Below are 24131 nucleotides of genomic sequence, written 5' to 3' on the forward strand. Positions count from 1 at the left end.
TTATTTTCCTGCCACTTCATCTAGCCAAATTTCTTCGATCAAAGGCACTAATTGTGCGGGCATTTCTGGCAGTCGCTTAGATAAAAGTTGTTCTTGTGGTATTATCCCCTCGCCAATTTCTACTTCCTCAAAGTCTGCTTTTAATTGATCATTTAATTTATCATTATCGATTACCGGAATTAGACCGAGGTGTTCGTATTTTGATAATTGCATTTCTGGCGATAGCATTTCATTTATTGCTACCATAGCGGCTGCTTTGTGTGATGCATTTTTACCAATTGCTATAAAGTTAGTATTACCTATTGTGCCCTTTTCAAAAACAAATGATTGGGCAGTCGATGGATACATTCCCTGTTCAATTGATCGAGCAATTTCATAAGCGTTATAGTTGATATGAAAAGCAACTTCTCCATCCATAAATAAATTGTTTAAGGCAGGACCATCGCTTGGATAAGTTTTCCCCTCACTCCATAAATAAGGAGCCAATTCATTTAAGTAATCCAAAGCCGGTTGAATGAGAACTTTCAGCTCTTCTTTATCTGTTTCCATCTTTTGAAATTCTTGATAATCAACAAATTCATAGATAATATTCCGAACAAAAGCGGAACCGGTAAAATCTGGCAATGCCGGATAAGTAAAGCTTCCAGGATTTTCTTTTACGTATGCTAACAAGGATTCAGCATCTGTAGGAGTTTCTTTAGTTACTTCTGAATCTTTAATTAAAACAAGCTGAGATTTTGAGTAAGGAGCTTCAAAACCTTCAATTGGATAGCCAAAATCCTGATTGTTTTCTATATCTTCTATATCTAGAAATTCTTGATAATTTGGTAAAATTTCTGTGAATGGACCATATAAGAGTTCATTTTCTCGAGCAGATTTAAAATTCTCGCCATTGATCCAAATCATATCCATTTCACTTTCGCTAGTTTGAGCTTGCTTCTCACTCACTAATTGACTCAAAATTTGATCGATATCCATCGGAATACGGTTTAACGTAATATCATATTTTTCTTTAAGTCTTGGTCCATATACTTCATCTAACCACTGGTTAAGCTTTTCATCGCCGCCCCATCCATAAAAATTAACTTCACTTCCTTTTGCTTGCTCTACTATTTCTTCAAAAGATAAGTTGTTTAATGGGCCTCCCTCATTGGCAAAAACATATGTAGTATTGACTATTAAACTGGTTATAACAGCTAAACTTAATAATTTTAGAATTTTTTTCATTAATATTCTCCTTAATAAAAAGCATGCTCGTCGTCAATGGCGAGCACGCTTCCTTGTATTTTTGAAGATGCTTTCTAATTGGTTTCTTTTCCTTCTTCTAAATCTCCAACTGTTTTATATTTTACCGAATCTGATTGAGGATCACCAATTTGAACTTCCAAATCATCATTCATTTGCCATTCATTCCATCCACCATCAAACATGGTAACATCTAAACCCCGCTCATACATCAACAAGAATGGAAGGCTAGATCTCCAACCAGTTCCACAATAAAAGGTTAAATCATTTTCAACATCAAAACCTTCTTCTTGCCAAAAAGCCAAAATCTCATCGAAGCTTTTATTTGTACCGTCTTCATTTTTAAAATCTTCCATTCCTGAACTATTAGCTTCTCCAGAGCCCCTCAATAATGGACGTCCCCAAACTGCTCCTTTAGGTTCTCCCGCTTTAGGAATATAAGAGTATCCTGATTCTATACCTAACCATTCATTTTCAGAACGTAGAGAGACTAAGCGAAAGTTGTCATTATTAGCTAAAGCATCCACAGTATCATCTAAAGATATAAGATATTCAGAATGAGCAGGCACTTCGACTCCAAATTCTTTAACAGCTGCAGGGACCACTTCACCTTCTTCTATTTCGTAACCTGCTGCTTCCCAAATAGCTAAGCCGCCATCTAGAATTTTAACGGATTCAACTCCTGTGTACAATGCAGCATAAGCTACACGGTCTACACCTGTATCAGGTCCATATAAAATCAACGTCGTATCTTTATCAATCCCATATTTTAATAAAGATTCTTCAATTTCTTCGGCAGATCGCAAATTCCATACAGGACCCTCTTCAACCGAATCCGTATTAATATGAATCGCTCCAGGCAAGTGTTTTCTCAAATAATCTGGACTTGCATCGGCTTCGCCCCAAGTGACTTCCGCCAATACATATTTTTCAATGTCTGAATTACCATCTAAGACATTTTTAATCCATTCTGCATCAACATAAACTTGTTTGGCCGGATCGACAGGGTATTGCTCCTCACTTGAAGCTTCGGTAGTGTTTTCTTCAACTTCATCTTCAGCATTAATTCTAGCAAATGGTTGCATAAGCCCAACAAATAATACAGTCAACATCAACCATGAAAACATTTTTTTCATAAGACACCTCCTTATATATATTTTTTTACTGGCTAATCATATCACTTCAAATATGCACCGACAAGCTTTGTTAGAACAGCCTTGAGCATTTATCAGAATAACTGATGAAAGCGATATCAATTCAAATTAACCATGAAGGCCCTTATCTATTAAGATATAATGGGAATGATAATATAAATTTTAAAGAGGAGAAGATCTTATGATTTATTTAGATAATGCAGCCACTTCCCTAAATAAACCTCAAGTAGTCATTGACGCGGTCATTGACGCCATTCAGCATTCTGGCAATGCTGGCAGAGGTTCTTCGGATTCAGCCATGCAAGCTTCTCGAAGCATTTTTCAAGCCCGTCAATCTTTGAATCAATTGATTAACGGCAAAGACCCTCGGCAAATAATTTTCACTCATAACGCTACAGATAGTTTAAATACAGTTATTAAAGGATTATTTAAGAAAGGTGACCATGTTATTACGACTGTCATGGAACATAATTCCGTTCTAAGACCTCTCTATGAACTAGAAGAAAATGGTCTTGAACTGACTATTTTAGGCATCAATTCGAAAGGAATTATTGATCCGGCAACAGTAAATAATACCATTCAAAGCAACACTAAAGGAATGGTCATCACTCATGCTTCCAATGTTACTGGTGACATTAATCCGATCAAGGAAATCACTCAAATTCTACACCAACACAATCTTTTAGGTATTGTAGATGCCTCACAGACAATTGGCTGTATACCTATCGACGTAGAAGCTTTGGACATAGATGTTCTTTGTTTTACAGGACATAAAAGTCTTTTAGGTCCGCAAGGAACTGGTGGTATATATGTTCACCCAGATGTAGAGATTCATCCACTAAAATCAGGTGGAACAGGCATTGATACCTTTAGTCATCATCAACCTCTTGATTACCCCTCACGCTTAGAAGCCGGAACTTTAAATAGTCATGGAATTGCTGGTCTTGCAGCAGGTGTAAATTATTTAATTGATTATGGAGTGAATAAAGTAAGAGATTATGAAAGGAATCTCTTAAACATCTTTTATAAGGAACTTCAATCCATTCCCCAAATAAAATTTTACGGTCATTTTAATCCTACTGTAGACCGCTGTGGAATTCTTTCAATTAATCTAGGCGATTTTGACTCGGCCATCGTAGTTGAAGAACTGATTGACCGAGCTGAAATTATAACACGAGGTGGTGGTCACTGTGCTCCTTTAATGCATGAAGCATTAGGAACCAAGGAACAAGGAGTTGTGCGATTCTCACTATCGCATTATACGAAAAAAGAAGACCTCATGGTCGCCGTTGAATGTCTTAAAGACATTCAAAAAGATCTATCTGAGTAATTTTAAACGATTCGACAATTATTTATTATTTTTTCTAATAAATACCTCTCTCACCTTAAAATCAAAAATAAATATTAAATCGATATCAGAAAGTAGTGACTTTTGTGGAATTAAAACAAATCCAAACCTTTATAACAATAGTAGAATGGGGTAGTTTTTCAGAAGCTGCTAACCAACTCTACCTCTCTCAACCAACTGTCTCTTTGCACATTAAACAATTGGAAAATGAATTAGGCATCGAATTAATTTCACGCACAACTAAAAGCCATGAATTAACTACCCAAGGACAGGAATTTTATAAGTACGCACAATCCTTATTAAAAATGTCACGTAACATTGAAACCACCTTTTCTCAAAGAAACAACCATGAAATCACAATCGGTGCCTCATCCATTGCTGCTTCTTATCTTCTTCCGTTAGCTCTTTCGGAATTTGCCAAAAATAATAAAGAGATGCGGGTCTCCCTTCACCAAAGTGATACCATTGATATTATTAATGATATTGCCCTAGGGTCTTTAAATATTGGTATTGTTGGCTCTCAATCGATGAATAGTAACTTGACTTTTGAGAAGCTCTTTTCGGATAAATTAGTCATTGTTACCCCTTATAACCAAGAATTCATACAATATAAAGAAACAGCTTATCCAATTAAGAAGATCTTAGAAAAACCTTTCATTACTCGCGAGGAAGGTTCAGGAACACTTAAAGAATCAGCATTGATACTGAGAGAGTTGGATATCGATCCACTCAAACTGAATAAAGTTTTTGAAGTAAATAATAATGAAACGATAAAACAATTTATTAAGTTGGGGGTTGGGATTTCCATTCTATCAGAGCTAGCTGTTCAGCCTGATGTGAAACATAAAGAAGTTTTAACCTTCGATATTGAAGGAGTGAATTCTATACGAAACTTTTACTTGGTTTATCGTAAAAATACACACCTTCCTGAATCCGTTAAAAACTTTATCAATTATATTCGTAACTATCAATTATCGGTTGAACCTTTTCAGTCCGATCAATCAATTAATTAAGACTTAAGTCTGTCTGATTTTGGTTAATTTTCATCTATGATTGTCATATCATCAACATATGTTAAAATGTTTTTGAGGAGTGTGACCCGATGGATGAAAAAAGACAAATTTTAACCCGAAAATGGATGCATTTCCTCAATATTTTGGGACTCATAATTACTTTCATATTAGTTATGTGGGGAATTCAAGCAGGTGTTTTTACCGACGAGAGAAAAATGCTAGTAATGATTAAAGGTTTTGGCTTTTGGGCGCCCTTGATTTTTATTATCATTCAGATAGCTCAAACCATTATTCCAGTTATGCCGGGAGCGATTACTATTCCCATTGGAATCTTAGCCTTTGGTCCCTTTTGGGGTTTCGTCCTCAATTTGTTACCCATCTATCTCGGATCTTGGGTCAACTTTTGGATTGGTAGAAGATATGGAAAACCTACTGTCCGAGCCATACTCGGTGATAAGTCTTATGGTAAAATGATCAGACTTTACGAAAGAAAAAACATGGGAAATTGGCTTTTTACTTTTTTAATGTTTTTTCCCTTCTCGCCAGCTGATATTCTCTGTTATGGAGCTGGAATCACTACTATGACTCGCAAGTACTTCATTTTATCCTTGCTATTTGGCAAACCTGTTTCCTTAGCTTGTTATGGTTTTGGAACAACTTATATTTTACATTGGTTAACATCATTCTTTTAAAAAAGAGGCTATCACTATATAGTTGATAACCTCTTTTTATGTTTTAAGCTTTGTTAATTTCCCACACTCGGTTAATTATTTTTAAATTAGAACCACTACTTGCCTTTTCTTTTTCAATTAAAAATGGTCTTTTAATTAGCATACCGTTTTTACTCATTAGCTTTAAAACTTCTTCAGAAGACATACTATCTAAACGGTCTTTTAATTTCATATCTCGGTAGACCTGTCCAGAAGTATTTAGCATTTTGCGAATATTGCCATCTGTCGATTGATAAGCCACTTTTAATTCCGAAAGAGAGGGGGGATTGTCGCGAATATCTTCTATCTCAGTCAATTCCAAACCATTTTCCTGCAAATACTTCATAATCTTGCGACAAGTTGAACATTGCTTTAAACCATATACTTTAATCATCATTTTCCCTCCGTCATTCATTAAAGAATACATAGCATAATTAGCTCACAGTATTATAAAATTGACTCTAATTTTTATCTCGTCCAAAAAATCGCCTTTCAATTTTGAAGACGAGTTCTTTTATTATTCATCGTAAAAACGGCGATTTTTATTATTAGGATTATAAAAGGTAAATCCTTGTCCAATAACTTCTTGAACATCACTAACTGTAACAAAAGCATTTGGATCAATTGAAGCAATATGTCGCTCTATTTTCACCACTTGCTGTTTAGATACAACAATATATAACACTTCTTTTTCCTTATGGGTGTAATAACCATAAGCTCTGAAAACAGTGATCCCTCTTGCAATTTCTTCGGTAATCATCTGACAAACTTGTTCTGGTTCTTTAGTAATAATTAACATTGCCTTCCGACGACTAAAGCCATCCGTAACAAATTCTAAGGCAGCTGAGGTTAAAAATTTCATAAAGATAGTAACAATAGTGTTTTCAGCACCTATAACAAACCCAGAAGCTAAGACAATTGACATGTTTAATAAAAAGGTAGCTGTGGCAAAATTAATCCCAAGGTATTTCTTTAAAATCATGGCGATAATATCTGTTCCGGCCGAAGAACCATGTCCTTTAAGAATTAATCCTAAACCAATACCCATTACAACTCCGCCTGCCATTGCCGAAATTAGCCGGTTTTCTGAAATAAAAACAGGTGGAAAGACAGTGTTTAAAGCCCAGGAGGTTACAATCATGGCATAAATTGTAAAAATTAACGTACGTTTTTCAAGAAATCGATAACCAATCAATAGAATAAAAGAATTTATAATGAGGTTTGTGGTCCCAGTAGGAATATCCTTGATATATTTTAAGATAATCGCGATACCTGCCACTCCACCATTACCAAAATGATTGGGGATTACAAAACTGTTTACCCCAGCAGCATAGACGAGACAGCCTAAAGTAACCATAAAGATGGAATAGGCAAGTGCCCATGGTTTCACCTGTAGCTGAAGTTTTGAAATTGACGGTTTCATTTATTCGCTCCTAATTTTATATTTCATTATCTATTATAGCGTTTATTCGATTTAAAAAACAGAACCTTCAGATGACTTTTTAATTAAATTTCTGTGGATAAAACCTCAGTCATTTCTCATCTTTTTTATAAATTACTCCACCGTTACCGATTTAGCTAAATTACGTGGTTTATCTACATCAAGCCCCCGTTCAACTGTTGCTAAATAGGCAATCATTTGGCAAGCAACCACACTCACAATTGGAGTTAAGAGCGGATGCACAGATGGAAGAACAAAGTCTCCTTCACTTGCGTATGGTTCACTTGCTATTACAAACGTTTTGGCTCCGCGCGCTTTCACTTCTTCTAAACTAGACCGCGTAATGGAAGCTGTTACTGGGTCAGTTATTAATGCAGTAACAGGCGTTCCCTCTTCTATTAAAGCAATTGTTCCATGTTTTAATTCTCCTGAAGCAAAAGCTTCGGTGTGAATGTATGAGATTTCTTTTAGTTTAAGAGCTGCTTCCATGGCTACTAAATAATCCATATGACGCCCTAAATAGAAAGCATGCACTTTATCTGCAAGTCCATTTTTTACCCAAGAATTTAAAGCATCTTTTTGAGTAAGGACCCTTTCAATGGCTTGAGAAACTAATGATAACTCATGTTTCATTGAGAAATCCTTTTGGCTTGCAAGAACATCTGCTAAAATCGCTAAGACTGTTAATTGAGCTGTATAAGCCTTTGTAGAAGCCACAGCAATTTCCGGTCCTGCATTCAATAAAAGTGTATAATCCGATTCTCTCGAGAGAGTAGATCCCTTGACATTAGTTATAGTTAAAGATGGATAGTTTAATTCATTGACTTTCACTAAAGCTTGTCGACTATCAGCTGTTTCGCCTGATTGAGAAATAAATATAAAGAAAGGTCTTTGACTTAATAGCGGCAAGTGATAAGAAAACTCTGATGAAAGATGAACTTCCACTGGTGTTTTCGCCAAGTCTTCAATCATCACTTTACCTACTAAACCTGCATGATAAGAAGTCCCACAAGCTAAAATATAAAGACGATCCGCTTGCTTAATTTCAGATAAAAGGTCAGCTTCAATAGTAAATTCACTATCTTGATTCTGATAATAAAGAATATTTTTACGAACTACAGCAGCTTGCTCATCCATTTCTTTAAGCATATAGTGCGGATAAGTTCCTTTATCAAGATCACTAGCATCTAAGTCTGCAATATAAGAAGAACGGTCAATGACTTGACCCGATAAGTCCTCAATTAAAATGCCATCCGATTGAATCATCAATAATTCACCGTCGTGAATTTCAATATATTCACTGGTCAAATCAATCGTTGCCATTGCATCCGATGCAATTACATTGAAATCGTTTCCCATGCCCACTAATAATGGTGATTTTTTCTTAGCAGCATAAAGAGTTGTGGGGTCTTCTTTATCAATTAATCCAATAGCATAAGAGCCTTCTATCAATTGAAGCACCTTTTTTAATGCTTCTTTGGTAGATATTCCTTCTTGTGAGAAGTAAGCAATTAAAGCAACAATTACTTCTGTGTCTGTTTGTGACTTTAATGATACTTCACTTAAGTAAGTTTTCTTTAAGTCTAAATAGTTTTCAATCACACCATTATGGACTAAAGTAAAGCGATCAGAATTAGATTGATGGGGGTGAGCATTTTCTCTATTAGCAGGACCGTGGGTTGCCCACCGTGTGTGACCAATACCAATACTAGAGTTAAATTCTTGATTTACTGCCCTTTCAAGGTCGGCAATTCTACCTTTCTCTTTAAAAAGATGACCCCTACCTTCTTGATCTAAAAGATAAAGTCCGGCCGAATCATAACCACGGTATTCTAATTTTGCCAATCCATCAAGTATAATTCTTTGTACATTTCCTTCACCAATAAATCCAACAATTCCGCACATAAAATACGCCTCATTTCTTTCAATATTTTATGCTTTCGGTGCATAGAATAGACTCTGTCCAAGTTCTCGCGATCTTGTTTTAACTATTCTTAAAGACTGCACAGCCTTGAGTCATCCGCCGAAAATTCGATAAACTCATCCTCGTCACCTATTTCAATAGGTCTGGCGCTATCCAATTTTAGTCTCCTTTTATATTTTCTGAAAGCCTATTAAACTTACACTAAGCACGACTAAATGTCAAAAACTTCACACAAAAAAGCGTAAGGATTAAAAGGAATCTTCACGCTCTTTTGAATTATATTTATTTTGTTCTCTTTTTTAAACGTTTAATAACCGTCGTTGAATATGGAAGCAAATTAATCGATTTAATTTGATTAAGATATTCATTTTCTTCAAGATCAACAACATCATCGTAAACTAACATCGTATAATTGCCTAAAGGAACATTAAAGTGCGCATATTCTTCACCACCATTAAACATTAACAAGAGATCATAGCTTTTACCGGCATAACGAACCGCCATGATTTGGTCTGAAGCTTGAATTACTTCTGTCGAACAACGTAAGCTCTCATAGCTAGTTTGGCGTAGAAGAGGCTCTTCTTTTCTTAATTGAATTAAACCCTTTACGAATTCCACCGTTTTACAATGTTGAGTCATTAGAGACCAATCGATTTGATTAATAGCATCTGGTCGGTTATAAGAATCTCTGACTCCTTGCTTGCTTCTTAAAAATTCTTGACCAGCATGAATAAAGGGAATCCCTTGGGCTAGCAAGACTAAAGCCAATCCTAATTGCTGTTTTTTTATAATAATTTCCGGTAGATGATAAGGGTCAGCCATCATTAACCGATCATAGAGTGTATAATTATCGTGTGCTTCACAATATTGAATCACTTGCATGGGATTATTAAATTTTTCAGAATCATAGCGAGCTAGAAAATTATTAACTAGTGGTTCTTCCATGTACCAAGCACCATTAATAAACCCCCTTGCCTCAGGATTAAAATCATTCCCTTTTATAGCCTCTCGGATCCCATCATTAAATTGAGCTATTCTAGGCATTTTATAAGCATTATTTAAATTAGCTTTTTGATCTGGTGGAATGGGACTAGCCATATCCCAACCCTCACCTAAAATAATTATACTAGGGTCAATTGCATCAAGAGCTTCTCGAACAGCTTTTAAACTCTCAATATCATGCAAACCCATTAAATCAAAGCGAAATCCATCGATATGAAATTCACTTGCCCAGTATTGAACAGAGTCTACGATGAACTTTTGCATCATCACACGTTCAGATGCTGTATCATTTCCCACGCCACTGCCATTAGTTAACTGTCCAGATTGGTCATAGCGAAAATAATAGTGCGGGACTGTTAAGTGGAGAGGATGGTTTTCAACTTGGTAGACATGATTATAAACAACATCCATAATGACACGCATCCCTTTTTGATGAATAGCATGAATCATTTGTTTTAATTCTTTAATTCTAACAATAGGATCATAAGGATCTGTTGCATAAGAGCCTTCTGGAATATTGTAGTTATAAGGATCGTAACCCCAATTATATTCATTTGGTTGCTCAAAGGTTTCATCGATAGAGTCAAAATCGAAAAGAGGTAAAAATTCTAAATGGGTCACTCCCAACTCACTTAGATAGTCTAACCCTGTGGAATCCCCTTCAGGATTTCGTGTGTCGGTTTGAGTCAATCCTAGATACTTTCCTCTATCAGTAATGCCAGATTCGCCTTGAATCGTTAAGTCGCGTACATTCACTTCATAAATAACCATAGCTTCGTCTCGAGGAAAAGACGGCATCCTTTTCGACCAGCCTGCTGGATTGGTTTTTTTCAAATCAACTACGACTGATCTCCTACCATTAACTGTACATGCTCGAGCGTATGGATCGATTGTTTCCTTTTGGCTCCCGTCTTTGAAATCAATACGAAAGCGGTAGGTTGTTTGATGATGGTCCCCTGCTAATTCTATTTGGAATACAGGGCCTTGCTTAACCATGAGGTGTTCATCTTTAACTTGACCATAATAACCTTCAAAAACAATTAATTGGATGGAGCGAGCAGTTGGTGCCCATACTTTAAATACTGTTTTATCAGGTGAATAGATAGCTCCTAATGCACCTAAATATGCCATTTGATCTAATTCTTTAATCCTCTCTTTTGTATACATACCTTCACTCTCTCATCCTTTATTTTAAAAAAAAGCAATAGAATAACGATTTACTATCGCTTCTATTGCGTTTTACACAAAATCTCTCTCAGTGAATTCTACTATTAACTATTTATAACGTTTGCGATGTGACAATTGACAATAACGTTCATACCAAATATCGATAAAGGCCGGATTAAAAGGACCTTTTTTTTCCTCAATCCAACGGACCAGCTCTTGAATGTTATATTTCAAAATGCGATCAATTTCGACTGGATAATTATAACGTCGACTATGTACTTCATACTCATCTAAATCCAACAATCGCTTCTCACCATCTGGAAACACTTTTATATCAAGATCATAATCAATATATTTTAACGCTTCCTTGTCCATAACATATGGAGAGGCAAGATTACAATAATAAGTGACACCTCTTTTACGAATCATCGCTACAATATTAAACCAAAAATGTTGATGGTAATATACAATTGCAGCTTCTCGTGTCACCCATCGACGACCATCTGATTCGATCACTAAAGTATGATCATTGCACCCAATAATAGACTGCTCACTGGTCTTTAAAACCATCGTATCGCGCCATGTTCGATGCAAAGAACCATCGTGTTTATAACTTTTAACAGTAATGAATTCACCTTCTCTGGGCTGCTTCATCACTGAACCTACTTTCTATTGTGTAAATAATTAGCCATTCGGCTATCAACTTTTCCTTGAATATTATATCATACTCGCTTGTCTTTATGGGAGCAAATTTCATTTTATAAGAGAAAGCTTATTCTCTCCTTAAAATAAATTATTTCCTAAAATTCGAGATTTATGCTATAATTTGTTCAATAAAAAAAAGAAAGGAAGCTTATTATGAATTCAAGCACTTCCCCCAAAAAACCACTAGAAATTGGTATATATACTTTAGGTGATCATGTACCTCATCCAATTACTGGCGACCGTATTTCACAAGAACAAAGAGTCAATGAAATTATTCGTTATGGTATTGAAGCAGAAGCGGCTGGCTTAGATCTTTTTAGTGTCGGTGAAAGTCACCAACCTTATTTTACTAGCCAAGCGCATACAGTTATCTTAGCAGCTATTGCTCAAGCAACTTCTAAAATTAAACTTTCTTCTGCTGCAACCATCGTTTCAACTTCAGATCCCGTTCGCATCTTTGAAGATTTTGCTACCCTGGATCTTATTTCAAAAGGAAGAATGGAGATCATTGCAGGACGCGCTTCACGTGTAGGTCTTTTTGATTTATTAGGCTATAATATGCGCGATTATGAAGCCTTATTCGAAGAAAAATTTGAACTTTTACGTCAGATTAATGAAGATTTAATTATAAATTGGGAGGGAGAATTTAGAGCACCTTTGAAGAATGCTTCCATTCTACCTCGACCTTATCAAAATCGTAAACTGACAATTTGGCGCGCAGTTGGTGGCCATCGCACATCTGCTATTCAAGCCGGACGTCAAGGAGCCCCTATCTTCTTAGCACATTTAACTGGACCAGTCGATATTCATTTAGCTAATATTCAGTCTTATCGGGAAGCCTTAGAAGAAAGTGGCTATCAAAGCCAAGATTTCCCTGTGGCAACTGCTGGAATGCTATACGTAGCTGAAACTTCACAAAAAGCCAGACAAGAAGCCTATACTTTCATTTCTAAAGGCTTTACCTTCTCAAATGGTCAAGAATTTCCTAAGCGAGCTTTTGCCCAATCAGAAAACCTTAATGATATTCTTAACGTTGGAAGTCCGCAAGAAATCGTTGAGAAAATTCTCTATCAATATGAAACTTTCGGTATCAGCCGTTATGTGGCTCAAATTGATTTTGGTGGAATTCCTTTCGAACATCTAATGAAGAACTTAGAACTTTTAGAGGCTAAAGTTTTACCCGCTGTTCGCCGCTATACTGGTCAAAAAGCTGCCGATCAAGCTGAGCCAACCGATCACGCTAAATTTAGAGAGACGGTCCAAGAATTGACCAAGGAAAAGGAAGTGGAATAATGAGATTAATTTTACTTTCTGGTTCGAAGATGGGTAGTAAAACTCGCATTGCTATGAACCTCACTAAAGAGATTATTCAAACAAACTATTCAGACTTTGATGTGGAGTTGATTGATCTAGCTGAAAAAGATATTGAATTCGCGGATGGTCATCACTATGTTGAACTTACTGGCGATAGTGCTTATGTTACAAAAGCAATCATGGAAGCTGATGCTATCATAATTGGTAGTCCAATCTTCCAAGCCTCCATCCCAGCCACACTTAAAAATATTTTCGATCTTTTACCACAAAATGCTTTAAGAGACAAGACAGTTGGAATGGTGATTACAGCAGGTAGTCCTAAACACTACTTAATTGCCGAATATCAATTGAAGCCTATACTTTCATATATGAAAGCTATGGTTATTCCTTCTTATGTCTTTATTGAAGAAGCTGACTATCATCAAGGTGAAATAATTAATCAAAACATCCATTACCGTTTAGATGGTTTAATTAAAGATACTTTATTATTTAGCCAAGCTATGGAATTAAAACGCCAAAAAGAAGAAGAAGCCTATGACTTTTAATAATTAAAATATATCGTTTGTAATCAAAAGACCTCTAGCTCTTTTTGCTAGGGGTCTAAATTTTTTAAAACTTATTTGTTTGATGCATCATTTAAAAAAGTCGTAAGTCATCATTAGAAGATGCTTTATTACTATCTAATAATTTTATCTGCAGTGAGGACAAGGCCAATTGACTTATATCACTCTCTGCTACCCACCGAAAGCTACTATCATTTAGATGAAGCTGATCAAGTAATTGCTGTCCACTACTTTCAAAATTGACCGCTAAAATGCCAACTTGCCAAATTCGATGGCTAAAAACATGTTTTATTGCTGGAGTAAGCTTTTCTATCTTGACTTTAAAGTATTGCTGAATTTCTTCTACAACAGATTCCATTACCATTTCATCTGGCTTGAGATAAGTATAAAAGAATGCCTCTTTAACTTCATTTGCATCTTTTAAAGCTAGCAAATCGACTTCTACTAAAGGATAGTGCCATAAGCCGAACAATAATTCTCCGGTTTGATGCTGACGCATTAAAACTTTCCCTTCTTTATTTATAATTTTATAAGCAAGCCATTCTTGTCTTATCTGCTTAGTCTTCTTATGTTTAACTGGATAAAGATGACTCGTTCCATTTTGATAAGATTGATCAAATTCTTCTAAGATATGGTTTTCAGGCCGGTAATTGCTTGGTGTCATAACGGTAGCTCCAATATCCATCAAAGCTTGATTAAAGTCACCCGGTCGTTTGGGGTCAATCAGAGGGTCTAATATGGCTTTAAAAACTTTACGGTTTTTTGCTTGACCAATATCTTCCTCTACTTCAAATAAGCGAGCGATAATACGCATTAAATTGCCATCAATGGCAGGCTCAACTAAACCAAAGGCAATCGAGCCGATAGCTGCTGCTGTATAAGGTCCAATACCTTTTAAACTTAATAGCTCCTTCATGGTTTTTGGCATGATGCCATCATAATCATTCATAATTTGTTTAGCAGCAAATTGCATATTTCTTACCCTTGAATAATAGCCTAAGCCTTGCCATAGCTGATGCAGTTGTTCTTCAGAACTTTGAGCTAAAGCTTGAATAGTTGGTAACTCGTCTATAAAACGCTCATAGTAAGGGATAACCGTATTCACTTGCGTTTGTTGCAGCATAATCTCACTGACCCAAATTTGATAGGGATCTTTGCTGTGGCGCCATGGTAAGTCTCGCCCTTCTTCATCGTACCAAGTTAATACTGTTTTGCGAAACTTCTGAATTTTTTGAGGAGACCAATCAAGATAACTACTTATAAATTTACTCATTTAACTACTCATTCTCCCCTTTCATATTCATCACACTTTCATTATCCTCTAGCCAATTTTGAATGTCTTGATATTCAAATCCCTTTTGGCGCAAGTCGACAATTAGACGCTGCTTAAGTTCGTAGCCTTCATGTTTTTTGGATCTTTTGCGAAAAATTTTTTGCCCCTCTTTATCCAGCAGATCCTCCTGAAGTTCAGGATCGACTTCCATTTTATAATTATCTAGAAAGGTTTGAATGATTGTTCGATCATAGCCCTTTTGGTTAAGGTGTTGGTATAACTTTGTTTTTTGCATGGCTAAAGACAATCGTTTTTTACTTTTAATAAACTTATCCGCTAACATTTTTAAGTTTTCTCGTTGCAAATTTTCTGGATACTCCATTAAAGCTTCTTCAATTAATAGATCATTTAAACCTTTCATTTTCAGCTCATAAGAAATGTTTCTTGGCCCTTTACGGTTGATATTGGCTTGAGTGCGTACATAGGCTTGGCCATAAATAAGATCATTAATTAAGTTTTGTTCTTTTAGTTTGTCAATAATTTGATCAATCAAACTTTCTGAAATGTCAAAAGATGCATAGTCAACATTCCTTTGTTGTTTACTGGGATTAGCTAGTGGCGTTTTGCAGTTACTAGATTCCATTTCCTTAGAAAAATCCTGCCTTTCTTCCATCTTCTCACTTTGTGACTCTTTTATCATTTTATCAAGATAATCACGTACTTCTTGTTCAGATTTCAAACCATAAGACAGATAGTTTAGCGTTTTTTGATAAAAACGATAATGAAATTCAGCTTCTAAAATTTTTCTAATTAACTCTTGATCGACTGCTAAACCTTTTCTGATAGCAAACTTAATTAAAATTGCCTCATCGATTCCAAAAGCAAACTGATTATCTATAAAAATAGAATAGCGTTGCTTATTCTTTTTTTGAACCTGAATTTTTGATATTTTCAAATCATCACCTCTATTTATTATTGTAACACGATTTATCCAACTTCTCTGATTCAGACTTCTATTCTGTTATCGAGAATATGCTATAATAGACAAAAAACTAAAGGGGCTTGCTCATGGATAAAAGAGAACAGTCAATTCTTCAACTAGCCACTCTTGCTGGGACCCTCTTGATTCAATCAGAAGCTGAAGGTTATCGAGTTGAGCGAACAGTTAACCAAATTCTCTCATTAAGTAACTTTGACCAACCCGCTGTCTTTTCATCTGCTTCTGGCCTATTTTTAGCTTTACAAAATAGTCAGTTTAAAGAAGAAAGCCCGGTGGGAAGCACAATTATTGTAAGGGTGAAAAACCGCAAAAATCACATGCGCATCATCCATCAAGTCAATGAAATCATTGGTCAATTATTAGACAAAAGTATTAGTCCACAAGAAGCCTATTTGAAACTAAACAGCATTCAATACCAGGAATATACCACCCATAACCAATTTGTTTGGACAATTCTTTTGATCATGTCCTATGTTATCTTATTAGAAGGTGGTTTAGGCGATTTGGTGATTGCTCTAATTCCAACCATCATGATTCTATTTTTTAAACTATCAGAAGATAACTTTGGTCTCAACCGTTTTGCTGTCAATGTCTTAATGACAAGTTCACTAGCCTTTGTTTTACCCATTATCCATTGGTATGTAACCACCCGCTTTAACCTAAATATTGTTATTGGTGCCACTTTAATGCCACTTTATCCCGGAACGGCTTTTACCAATGGAATCCGTGATTTGCTTCACGGGGATTACTCTACTGGTATAACTCGTTTAATAGATGCTTTTAAGGAAGGATTGAGCCTTGCTTTGGGTGTCGGAATTGGCTTAGCTATCTCATATGGAGTGATTAACTTATGGAATTAAATCATTTAATATTAAGACTCGTTGCTAGTTATCTAGCAACTGTAGCAGCAGCTATCAATGTCAATGCTCCACGTAAATTCATTTATTGGTCAGGTATACCGGGAATCATTTCATATGCTGTTTATTTATTTGTTCTAAGTCACACCAATACCTTTATCGCTACTTTTATTGGTAGTCTTATTGTAAGTATTATGGGCCAGTGGATGTCACGTAAGTTTAAAACCGTCGTTAATGTTTTTTACATTCCTGCTTTCTTTCTTTATGTACCGGGAATTGCCATTTACGAGACTGCAGAATACTTTATGCAAAACAATTTGATTGCAGCTAGTCAGTCCTTTTATCAAGCCTTGGTGACTGCTCTTGCCATTGGTTTAGCGGTCTTTGTCGTGGATTCAGCTATGGATACTTATAAATATCACCTTAATAAAAGGTCACAAGCCGATTAAATTTTATGCTCAATCGGTCAGTCTATGGTCGGAGTAATCTTTCTATTTAAAATGTTAAACTTATAAAATCGAGGGGTGATTTTTTGAATAATTAGCGCCAATGGCTGAAAGTAGTAGCCTCAACTTTTTTAATTATAACCATTATTTTTATTTTCAATCAATTTATGCAATTATACCGTAATTTAGCTTATATCCATCCTCTCTTAGCACTCACAGTCATTTTTATTCTAGCTGTTATGTTAATTTATTTTACATTCCTAACTGTGAGAGAACTAATGAAGTTGCCTAAAGAAATAGATTTAGCAGATGGAGCAGGTCCAGAAGAATACGATCAGTATGTAAAAGATAGTTTAGTCAAACTAATTAAGAACCCTACTTTAAAAGAGCTGAATTACGATTGGCTTGCTCACGAAAACTTATCCGCAGAAGAACAAATTCACTTGGCCCATCATTCTTTAAGAGAACATGGCTTAATTGAAATCAAAAAACAAGCTCAAATGGTTTTCTTAACAACTGCTATCTCACAAAATGGTTCCTTAGATGCCCTTACAGTTCTAGTTGTTTTAATGAAAATGGTTTGGCATTTGATCAAAGTGTATGATACGCGTCCGAGTTTCGGAAAAGTTCTTTCCATATACACTAATGTTGCAACCACAATTTTAATGGCTAGAGGGATTGAAGACTTAGATCTTATTGAAGCTCAAATGGAACCTTTCATCTCTTCCATCCTTGGAGGCAGTCTATTATCCATGATTCCAGGCTCTGTTTCGATTACTAATTTAATAGCCAACTCTATTTTAGAAGGATCCATTAATGCCCTACTAACCTTAAGAGTGGGAATTGTTACTATGGATTATTTGGGCAGCTTGAAAGATGCTGATAATCAAGTTATCAAACGGTCTGCAACCATTGAAAGCACTAAATTGCTCGGTCAAATTATTAAAGATGGCAGTTTAAAAGTTATCCAAACCATCGTTAAATCTGTTAAAAAAACAGGTATCGAAAATAGTAAGAAATGGAATCCGTTTACAAAGATATAATAACAATGCTAGCGATTTACGCTAGCATATTTTTCTGAAAAAGGTTAAATTACAAGTAAGGCTGTGCTATAATGCACTAAGTAAAAATAAGTATCTGGATTGGGGTTGATTTTATGTCATTTACAAGTTTAAAAGGTTTAATTGATGAAGCTAATGAAAGAAAACTAACCATTTCTCAAGTAATGATTCAAAATGAAATGGAATTACGAGGAATTACTGAGGAAGAAATGTTAGTTGCTATGGAAGAACAGTTTGATGTCATGGTCAATTCAGTAAGAAAAGGTACTTTGGAGTCTGTTATGAGTCATACAGGTGTGACTGGTGGAGATGGTCATCGTGTCTTTGAATATACCCAAAAGGATGACTCTTTAATCGATTCCTTCACATTAAGAGTTGTCGCAAATGCGATGGCAGTCAATGAAGTGAATGCTTCAATGGGAAGAATTGTTGCGACCCCTACGGCAGGTTCTGCCGGTATTTTACCTGCTTGTTTAGTTCATATGCTTGATACTGGAAATTTTGAAAAGGAACAATTAGTCCGTGCGATGTTTACCGCTTCTGCTTTAGGCTTAGTTATTGCTAACCGTGCTTCTATTTCCGGCGCCCAAGGAGGTTGCCAAGCCGAAGTGGGTTCTGCCACTTCTATGGCAGCTGGGGCCCTAGTTGAATTGAAAGGTGGAACACCTGAGCAAGTTGGTAATGCAGTGGGATTAGCACTTAAAAACTCACTCGGACTTGTTTGCGATCCTGTTGCAGGTTTAGTAGAAATCCCTTGTATCATTCGGAATGGACTTCATGCACTGACTGCAATGGCTGCTGCTGATATGGCATTAGCTGATGTGGTATCCATTATTCCTTCGGATGAAGTTATTGACGCTATGGATGCTATTGGTAATGAACTCCCTGAATCATTAAGAGAAACAGGCATTGGTGGTGTAGCGGGCACTCCTACTGCCCGTCGTATCAAAGAACAGGTCTTTGGTAATTCAGATGAATTAGTAGCTGATGTTGAGGTTGAGTTATCTGGAACAGGTGAAAAGATTTTAGAGGATGGAGTTAGCGCGTCTTACCAATCTGGTTTCGAAATTATTGGTCCAGTAATGGTCGGTCCTTCATCTTCTCATACTGCCGGTGCCGTTCGCCTCGGTAATGTTGCTCGTCAACTTCTAGGAGAAGAACCTGAGGAAGTCGTATTCACCCTAATGGATTCTTTTGCTAAAACTTATCAAGGTCATGGCACTGACCTAGCATTAATAGCCGGCGTTTTAGGCTATACGACTCGTGATTCAGAAATAGCTGATATACGTGATATTGCTGAAGAACGTGGATTAAAGATTAATTTCCTCGAGCGTAATCTAGGAAACTATCACCCTAATACTGCTCGTATTCATATCTTCGGTCCAAATAACCACGTCACCATCATTGGCTCATCAGTAGGTGGTGGAAAAATCGAAATCAACAAATATGATGAATATGATGTTCGCTTTTCTGGCGAACGCCCTACTTTAATTATCCGTCATAAAGATAAAATTGGAACAATCGGTCGCCTTTCAACCTTCCTACAAGATCATGATATAAACATCTCATACATGACACACCAAAGAGCTAAAATTAATGGCCCCGCTATTACTATCTTTGAAATGGACCAAGAGCTTAACCAAGAAGATACAGATGAGCTTCTTCTTCGCTTTAGCTTTATTGATGATTTAAAGGCTATCTATGTAAAATAAATTAAAACCTATTCCCAGTCATGGGGATAGGCTTTTCTCATAGTATTTTTACTCCTCGTCATTTCGTAATAAATGGCCATCTTCGTTCTTGACCAAAAAGTGAACAGTAGCAAAGACAATAAAGATAGCTATGGATCCTAATACCAAATCTTCCATTGTTTGCGCATAAATCAGCATTTTTCTAGCAATTACAAATAAGATCAGTTCTAAAACTGCTTTAGGAGAGTGAAAAAGCAACATAAAAATTAACTCAATTCCCACTAAAAGCAACAAAGCATAACCTAAAAAATTTTGAAAAACAGAATAGGTTTCTATAACATCTGCTTGTAAAACTAAATAACCGTATTTAAATAAGTCAATCATTCCTACAGCGACACTTAAAGTAATAGCTATAACTATTACCATTTCAAGTAAACGAGAATATTCTTCGAGAGTCTGTTTTAATCTATCAATATTAAATTTCATTTTTTCGCTCCCTATATAATCTTTAATCTGAACGCTTAGCCATCAATACCACGTTCAATTGCTTTTTTATATGAATCGACAATCTTCTCTTCTTGTTTAATTAACTGTCCTAAAGTTAAAGTTAATTGTTGAGAGTTCTCTAAACTATCTAATTGATCCTTCTGATAATCAATGTCTCGCCAGACTAATTCATGTTCCAACTTTTTCCCTATTACGTTTAACTTCTCAATAATTTGATGCTTGAGCCGTTTTTTCCGTCTACTCTCTTGTGATTCTATTTGAGGTAGGAGTTGATAAATTGTCTCGAGTGGAATTTTTCTTTGCATATGTCCGTGCTTGACGATACAATATTCTTTACTAAAAGGACTGATTCCAGGATAGATTCCATGAATTTGATAAATACCATCGTATAAATGATACGTTCCCTTTTCAAACTCAGGAAGAAATACTCTTTTCAGTCGATAGACTGGATCTTCTCCCACAATCTCAGCTATCCACATTTTTTCATCACTATTTGGGCTTAAAGTTAGTTTTTGGGCTTTAAATTCTTCGTTCAAATCGATTACCTTTCAATTCAAATAAATCTTTCATAAATTCAGGAATTTGCTTTATTAATCTGGATGGTAACACAATAAATTCTTTTTGATTAATTTGATTAGCAATCGCTGTGTGCATATAAGCAGCTATCAATACAGCACCCAAAGGGGATGAAGACTGTCCCATCAATCCAGATATCATACCAGCTAAGGTATCGCCCATTCCCCCTATTGCCATGCCTGCATTGCCCGGGATATTGCTATAAGATAAGCCGGAAGGCTGATAAATCTCAGTTTGATGCGATTTTAATACGAGGATAGCTTGATATGAATCTGAAAATTCCTGAGGATCATTGATATTGTTCGCTTCTTGCATTTTTAGCCATTCACCCAAGTGAGGGGTAAAGATTAATTGGCCTTTACAAGAAAATGGACCTTCTTTCGCCCACAGGCTAATGGCATCTCCATCAAGAATTAACACTTGATTAGGTTGGATACTTGATAGCGTTTCACTTAATATCTCAATACTTTCTTGACTCCTACCAAGGCCCGGGCCAATTAACACGTGATTTGCTTTAGAAATCCACTGTTTCCTCAAATTTTGATCTGCCCAATTCCCAACCATCATCTCTGGAGTATGCAAATGACAAACATTTATATTAGTCTTTGCAGTTAGCAAACTCGTTAAGCCCGAACCAACATGAACACAGGCGCTAGCAGCTAATATTGCAGCCCCCGCCATCTGTTCATTACCTGCTATAATCAAACTATGTCCGTAGTTCCCTTTGTAACTATCAGATGGACGAGGATCTATAAGTGATCTTATTTTAGTCAAGCTTAATTCAATCATCGTTTTCCTCATTTCCTTGAATATAGTATTATATTAAGCTGAAATCTAATAACAAGCAAGTCAAAATAATACGCTTACAAAGTAAAAACGATGAGGCTAGGAATTTCTCATCATTTTTTATTTTTTTAATCAATAACAAGAATTGAAATACCTACTGACTGAGGTCCGGCATGTACTCCTAAAACGGGAGTTAATTCAGTCACAATGGATGTTTCAGCATTAGCAATTTCTTCAGCCAAATCTTTTTGTAATTGAGAGATTTCTTCGTTATTATTGCCGGCAAAAAGAGCGATTTTGTAGCGTTTAGCTCCTTGCAATTTTTCTTTAGCTGCTGCTAAAAGGGTTGCATAAGATCTTTTCTTCCCTCTTGCCTTATTAATGATTTCAATTTCACCGTTATGAATAGTTAATAATGGATTAATATTAAAGAAAGTACCAATCATACCAGCATACTTATTAAACCTCCCACCCTTAATAACATATTTCAACGTTCTAAACAGAGCGTAAATACCAGCTTTATTTTCCACTCTTTCTAATTCAGCTAAAATTTCCTCAGCTGACTTACCATCTTCTCTGAGTTCAGCAGCATAGATTGAAAGTAAACCAGTGATTGAAGCAATATAATTGGATTCATAAATGAAGATTTCTAAGTTTTTATACTGTTCTTTAACTACTTCATATAATTGACGCATACCGGTTAATTTTAAAGATGCTGTAATTACTACTGCTTGAGTATAACCCTTCTCTACTAAACGATCCAAAAGATCTATAATTTCTTGGATAGGCGGAATACCAGTCGATAAGACGTCATGATGTTGCATCTGTTCGTAGAATTCCCTAGAATCAATATCAATCAAGTCACGATAGTGTTTATCTCCCATTTGCAACATATAGTGAATGATTTCAATACCGTAATGTTCAGCAAGATCTGCCTTTAAGTCTTGTGAAGTATCTGCAATAATAGCTAATTTATTCATTATAATCTCCTATCTGGTCATAACCACCTGATTCAATAATCAATTCGGCTAGTAATTTAGTAGCAAATGCATGTGATACTGCATTAATACCTTCGGTTTTTTTACTTATTTCAATTCCTTCAACAACAAAGGGACGATTTTGACCTACCGTTTTAAAAACACGTTGAACAGCATTGTTAATTGACTCTGAAAACAAATCAAACCCTTCTTCGATCGTTACCCTCTTCGTTTGGAGTTCAATGCCCCTTCGAACGGTTTCAATAGGCAAAATACGTTTATAGATAGCAATAATTAAAAGAAAGGCTATCTGTTGACGTCCATACTTCCTACCCTTGATTTTAGGGATGACACCCCATTTAGAATAATTTTGAATCATCGTGGAAGTCATTGCTACTTCGTCATTCATGATTGGGCCCAAACAATCTTGAATATATTCAACCACTTCTTGGTTGAACATGGACTGTTTAGGTAATTCATCCCATGAAGGACAATGGAAAGCTAATATCTTCTCAATTTTTATCGTCACTTAGCACCCCTTTTATCTAGTTATCACCACTATATGTTACCATCTAAATACATTCTGTCAAGCAAAAAAACACATTAAAAAAACTCGAGAAAATATCTCGAGTTTTTTATTCATCAAGTTGACCATTATGAAACACTTCAGACACATCTTCATCATCTTCTAGAGCATCAACAATGGTTGTCAGTACCTCATAATCTTTTTTTGATAGATTGACAAAAGTTTTGGGTATTAAGGTTAATTCAGCTGTATAAATCACTAGCCCTTCTTGCAACAATTTATCTCTTACCTTGGCTAATTCACTGGGATCCGTATAAATCTCAAAAACTTCTTCAGAACTTTCTAAGTCTTCGCCGCCCACTTCTAGAACAAGCATCAACATTTCATCTTCATCTAGATTGTTCTTTTCTCTTTCTAAAACAATATAGCCTTTGCGATCAAACAGGTAATTAACCGTTCCGGATTCTCCAATATTACCACCATTTTTATTATAAGCAATCCTGACATTGGTCATAGTTCGGTTACGATTATCAGTCAATGCTTCGGTCAAAATAGCTACCCCTTGAGGGCCAAAGCCCTCATATATCACTTCATCATAATTCTCTCCTTCAGAGGAGGTCGTCGCCTTTTTAATGGCTCGATCGACATTATCATTTGGCATATTATTGGCTTTAGCCTTGTCCATAGCTAAACGCAAAGCGGGATTAGTGTCCGGATCCCCTCCGCTCTGTTTAGCTGCCATATAAATTTCCCGTGATAATTTTTGGAAGAGTTTCCCTCTTTTAGCATCCTGGGCACCCTTACGATTTTTTATATTATTCCACTTAGAATGTCCTGCCAATGTT

24 protein-coding genes and 1 pseudogene are annotated in these 24131 nt (G+C 35.9%); 10 read left to right on the forward strand and 15 right to left on the reverse strand.

Annotated elements, in window-relative coordinates:
- Together ACQV2R_RS00330 and ACQV2R_RS00335 are read right to left on the reverse strand one after the other, a co-directional pair.
- Positions 1–1227 (reverse strand): ABC transporter substrate-binding protein, encoded by a 1227-nt coding sequence (locus tag ACQV2R_RS00330; protein WP_428874888.1) that lies wholly within the window; start codon positions 1225–1227, stop codon positions 1–3.
- A gap of 74 nt (positions 1228–1301) precedes the next feature.
- The gene (locus tag ACQV2R_RS00335) at positions 1302–2381 is read right to left on the reverse strand and encodes a sulfurtransferase (protein WP_428874889.1); all 1080 of its coding nucleotides are present in this window, start codon (positions 2379–2381) and stop codon (positions 1302–1304) included.
- A 199-nt stretch (positions 2382–2580) separates the two neighbouring features.
- Between ACQV2R_RS00335 and ACQV2R_RS00340 the strand changes: the two genes are divergently transcribed.
- The 3 genes from ACQV2R_RS00340 to ACQV2R_RS00350 all read left to right on the forward strand — a co-directional run bounded on the left by ACQV2R_RS00340 (position 2581) and on the right by ACQV2R_RS00350 (position 5452).
- Positions 2581–3729 (forward strand): aminotransferase class V-fold PLP-dependent enzyme, encoded by a 1149-nt coding sequence (locus ACQV2R_RS00340; RefSeq protein ID WP_428875766.1) that lies wholly within the window; start codon positions 2581–2583, stop codon positions 3727–3729.
- Positions 3730–3833: 104 nt separating this feature from the next.
- Entirely contained in the window at positions 3834–4760 is a 927-nt protein-coding gene (locus ACQV2R_RS00345) for a selenium metabolism-associated LysR family transcriptional regulator (RefSeq protein WP_428881678.1), read from the forward strand.
- Positions 4761–4849: 89 nt separating this feature from the next.
- Entirely contained in the window at positions 4850–5452 is a 603-nt protein-coding gene (locus tag ACQV2R_RS00350) for a TVP38/TMEM64 family protein (RefSeq protein ID WP_428874891.1), read from the forward strand.
- Between the two features lie 43 nt (positions 5453–5495).
- Here ACQV2R_RS00350 and ACQV2R_RS00355 read toward each other — a convergent pair whose 3' ends face one another.
- The 5 genes from ACQV2R_RS00355 to ntdP form a co-directional block, all read right to left on the reverse strand.
- Positions 5496–5864, reverse strand: a complete 369-nt coding sequence (locus ACQV2R_RS00355) for a Spx/MgsR family RNA polymerase-binding regulatory protein (protein ID WP_428874892.1) — start codon at positions 5862–5864, stop codon at positions 5496–5498.
- Between the two features lie 123 nt (positions 5865–5987).
- Entirely contained in the window at positions 5988–6893 is a 906-nt protein-coding gene (locus ACQV2R_RS00360) for a YitT family protein (RefSeq protein ID WP_428872773.1), read from the reverse strand.
- A 132-nt stretch (positions 6894–7025) separates the two neighbouring features.
- Positions 7026–8816: a glutamine--fructose-6-phosphate transaminase (isomerizing) gene (gene glmS / locus ACQV2R_RS00365; RefSeq protein WP_428874893.1), complete on the reverse strand. Its 1791-nt coding sequence runs from the start codon at positions 8814–8816 to the stop codon at positions 7026–7028.
- Between the two features lie 301 nt (positions 8817–9117).
- The gene (gene pulA, locus ACQV2R_RS00370) at positions 9118–11004 is read right to left on the reverse strand and encodes a type I pullulanase (protein WP_428872769.1); all 1887 of its coding nucleotides are present in this window, start codon (positions 11002–11004) and stop codon (positions 9118–9120) included.
- 108 nt (positions 11005–11112) lie between these two features.
- Positions 11113–11658, reverse strand: coding sequence for a nucleoside tri-diphosphate phosphatase (ntdP, locus tag ACQV2R_RS00375; RefSeq protein ID WP_428891655.1), 546 nt, complete (start codon positions 11656–11658; stop codon positions 11113–11115).
- A gap of 204 nt (positions 11659–11862) precedes the next feature.
- On the opposite strand from ntdP, the gene ACQV2R_RS00380 reads away from it, so the two are divergent.
- A complete protein-coding gene (locus ACQV2R_RS00380; protein WP_428874894.1) occupies positions 11863–13002 on the forward strand; it encodes an LLM class flavin-dependent oxidoreductase in 1140 nt (379 codons plus the stop codon).
- On the forward strand, positions 13002–13568 hold the full coding sequence (locus ACQV2R_RS00385) for an NADPH-dependent FMN reductase (protein WP_428872767.1): 567 nt from the start codon (positions 13002–13004) through the stop codon (positions 13566–13568). Before ACQV2R_RS00380 ends, ACQV2R_RS00385 begins: the two co-directional genes overlap by 1 nt.
- Before the next feature lie 91 nt (positions 13569–13659).
- Here the strand turns inward: ACQV2R_RS00385 and mutY are convergent, their stop codons facing one another.
- Together mutY and ACQV2R_RS00395 are read right to left on the reverse strand one after the other, a co-directional pair.
- Positions 13660–14859 carry an A/G-specific adenine glycosylase gene (gene mutY / locus ACQV2R_RS00390; RefSeq protein WP_428872766.1) on the reverse strand — a complete coding sequence of 400 codons (1200 nt, stop codon included), beginning with the start codon at positions 14857–14859 and terminating at the stop codon, positions 13660–13662.
- Between the two features lie 4 nt (positions 14860–14863).
- Positions 14864–15814 (reverse strand): RecX family transcriptional regulator, encoded by a 951-nt coding sequence (locus ACQV2R_RS00395; RefSeq protein ID WP_428874895.1) that lies wholly within the window; start codon positions 15812–15814, stop codon positions 14864–14866.
- A gap of 113 nt (positions 15815–15927) precedes the next feature.
- Here ACQV2R_RS00395 and ACQV2R_RS00400 point away from each other — a divergent pair, with 113 nt between their 5' ends.
- The 5 genes and pseudogenes from ACQV2R_RS00400 to sdaAB all read left to right on the forward strand — a co-directional run bounded on the left by ACQV2R_RS00400 (position 15928) and on the right by sdaAB (position 19935).
- Positions 15928–16719 carry a threonine/serine ThrE exporter family protein gene (locus ACQV2R_RS00400; RefSeq protein WP_428891656.1) on the forward strand — a complete coding sequence of 264 codons (792 nt, stop codon included), beginning with the start codon at positions 15928–15930 and terminating at the stop codon, positions 16717–16719.
- A complete protein-coding gene (locus ACQV2R_RS00405; RefSeq protein WP_428872763.1) occupies positions 16710–17165 on the forward strand; it encodes a threonine/serine exporter family protein in 456 nt (151 codons plus the stop codon). Before ACQV2R_RS00400 ends, ACQV2R_RS00405 begins: the two co-directional genes overlap by 10 nt.
- Positions 17166–17440: 275 nt before the next feature.
- Positions 17441–18205: a DUF697 domain-containing protein gene (locus tag ACQV2R_RS00410; RefSeq protein ID WP_428891657.1), complete on the forward strand. Its 765-nt coding sequence runs from the start codon at positions 17441–17443 to the stop codon at positions 18203–18205.
- Positions 18206–18318: 113 nt separating this feature from the next.
- Positions 18319–19188 (forward strand): annotated as a pseudogene (gene sdaAA / locus ACQV2R_RS00415) (L-serine ammonia-lyase, iron-sulfur-dependent, subunit alpha); the annotation flags it as partial.
- Between the two features lie 57 nt (positions 19189–19245).
- On the forward strand, positions 19246–19935 hold the full coding sequence (gene sdaAB / locus ACQV2R_RS00420; protein WP_428874941.1) for an L-serine ammonia-lyase, iron-sulfur-dependent subunit beta: 690 nt from the start codon (positions 19246–19248) through the stop codon (positions 19933–19935).
- 48 nt (positions 19936–19983) lie between these two features.
- On the opposite strand, the gene ACQV2R_RS00425 is transcribed toward sdaAB, so the two are convergent.
- The 6 genes from ACQV2R_RS00425 to ACQV2R_RS00450 all read right to left on the reverse strand — a co-directional run bounded on the left by ACQV2R_RS00425 (position 19984) and on the right by ACQV2R_RS00450 (position 24127).
- Positions 19984–20400: a hypothetical protein gene (locus ACQV2R_RS00425; protein ID WP_428872761.1), complete on the reverse strand. Its 417-nt coding sequence runs from the start codon at positions 20398–20400 to the stop codon at positions 19984–19986.
- A 35-nt stretch (positions 20401–20435) separates the two neighbouring features.
- Positions 20436–20957, reverse strand: coding sequence for a hypothetical protein (locus ACQV2R_RS00430; protein ID WP_428891658.1), 522 nt, complete (start codon positions 20955–20957; stop codon positions 20436–20438).
- The gene (locus ACQV2R_RS00435) at positions 20941–21786 is read right to left on the reverse strand and encodes an NAD(P)H-hydrate dehydratase (protein WP_428891659.1); all 846 of its coding nucleotides are present in this window, start codon (positions 21784–21786) and stop codon (positions 20941–20943) included. The genes ACQV2R_RS00430 and ACQV2R_RS00435 overlap by 17 nt, the downstream gene beginning before the upstream one ends.
- A 125-nt stretch (positions 21787–21911) precedes the next feature.
- Positions 21912–22763: a DegV family protein gene (locus ACQV2R_RS00440; protein ID WP_428872757.1), complete on the reverse strand. Its 852-nt coding sequence runs from the start codon at positions 22761–22763 to the stop codon at positions 21912–21914.
- Positions 22756–23289, reverse strand: coding sequence for a DUF1836 domain-containing protein (locus ACQV2R_RS00445; protein ID WP_428872756.1), 534 nt, complete (start codon positions 23287–23289; stop codon positions 22756–22758). The genes ACQV2R_RS00440 and ACQV2R_RS00445 overlap by 8 nt, the downstream gene beginning before the upstream one ends.
- Before the next feature lie 106 nt (positions 23290–23395).
- Positions 23396–24127, reverse strand: a complete 732-nt coding sequence (locus ACQV2R_RS00450; RefSeq protein ID WP_428891660.1) for a YebC/PmpR family DNA-binding transcriptional regulator — start codon at positions 24125–24127, stop codon at positions 23396–23398.
- Between the last annotated feature and the right edge of the window lie 4 nt (positions 24128–24131).

It is taken from the genome of Facklamia sp. P12937 (genome assembly GCF_050409505.1).
Classification (GTDB): domain Bacteria; phylum Bacillota; class Bacilli; order Lactobacillales; family Aerococcaceae; genus Facklamia.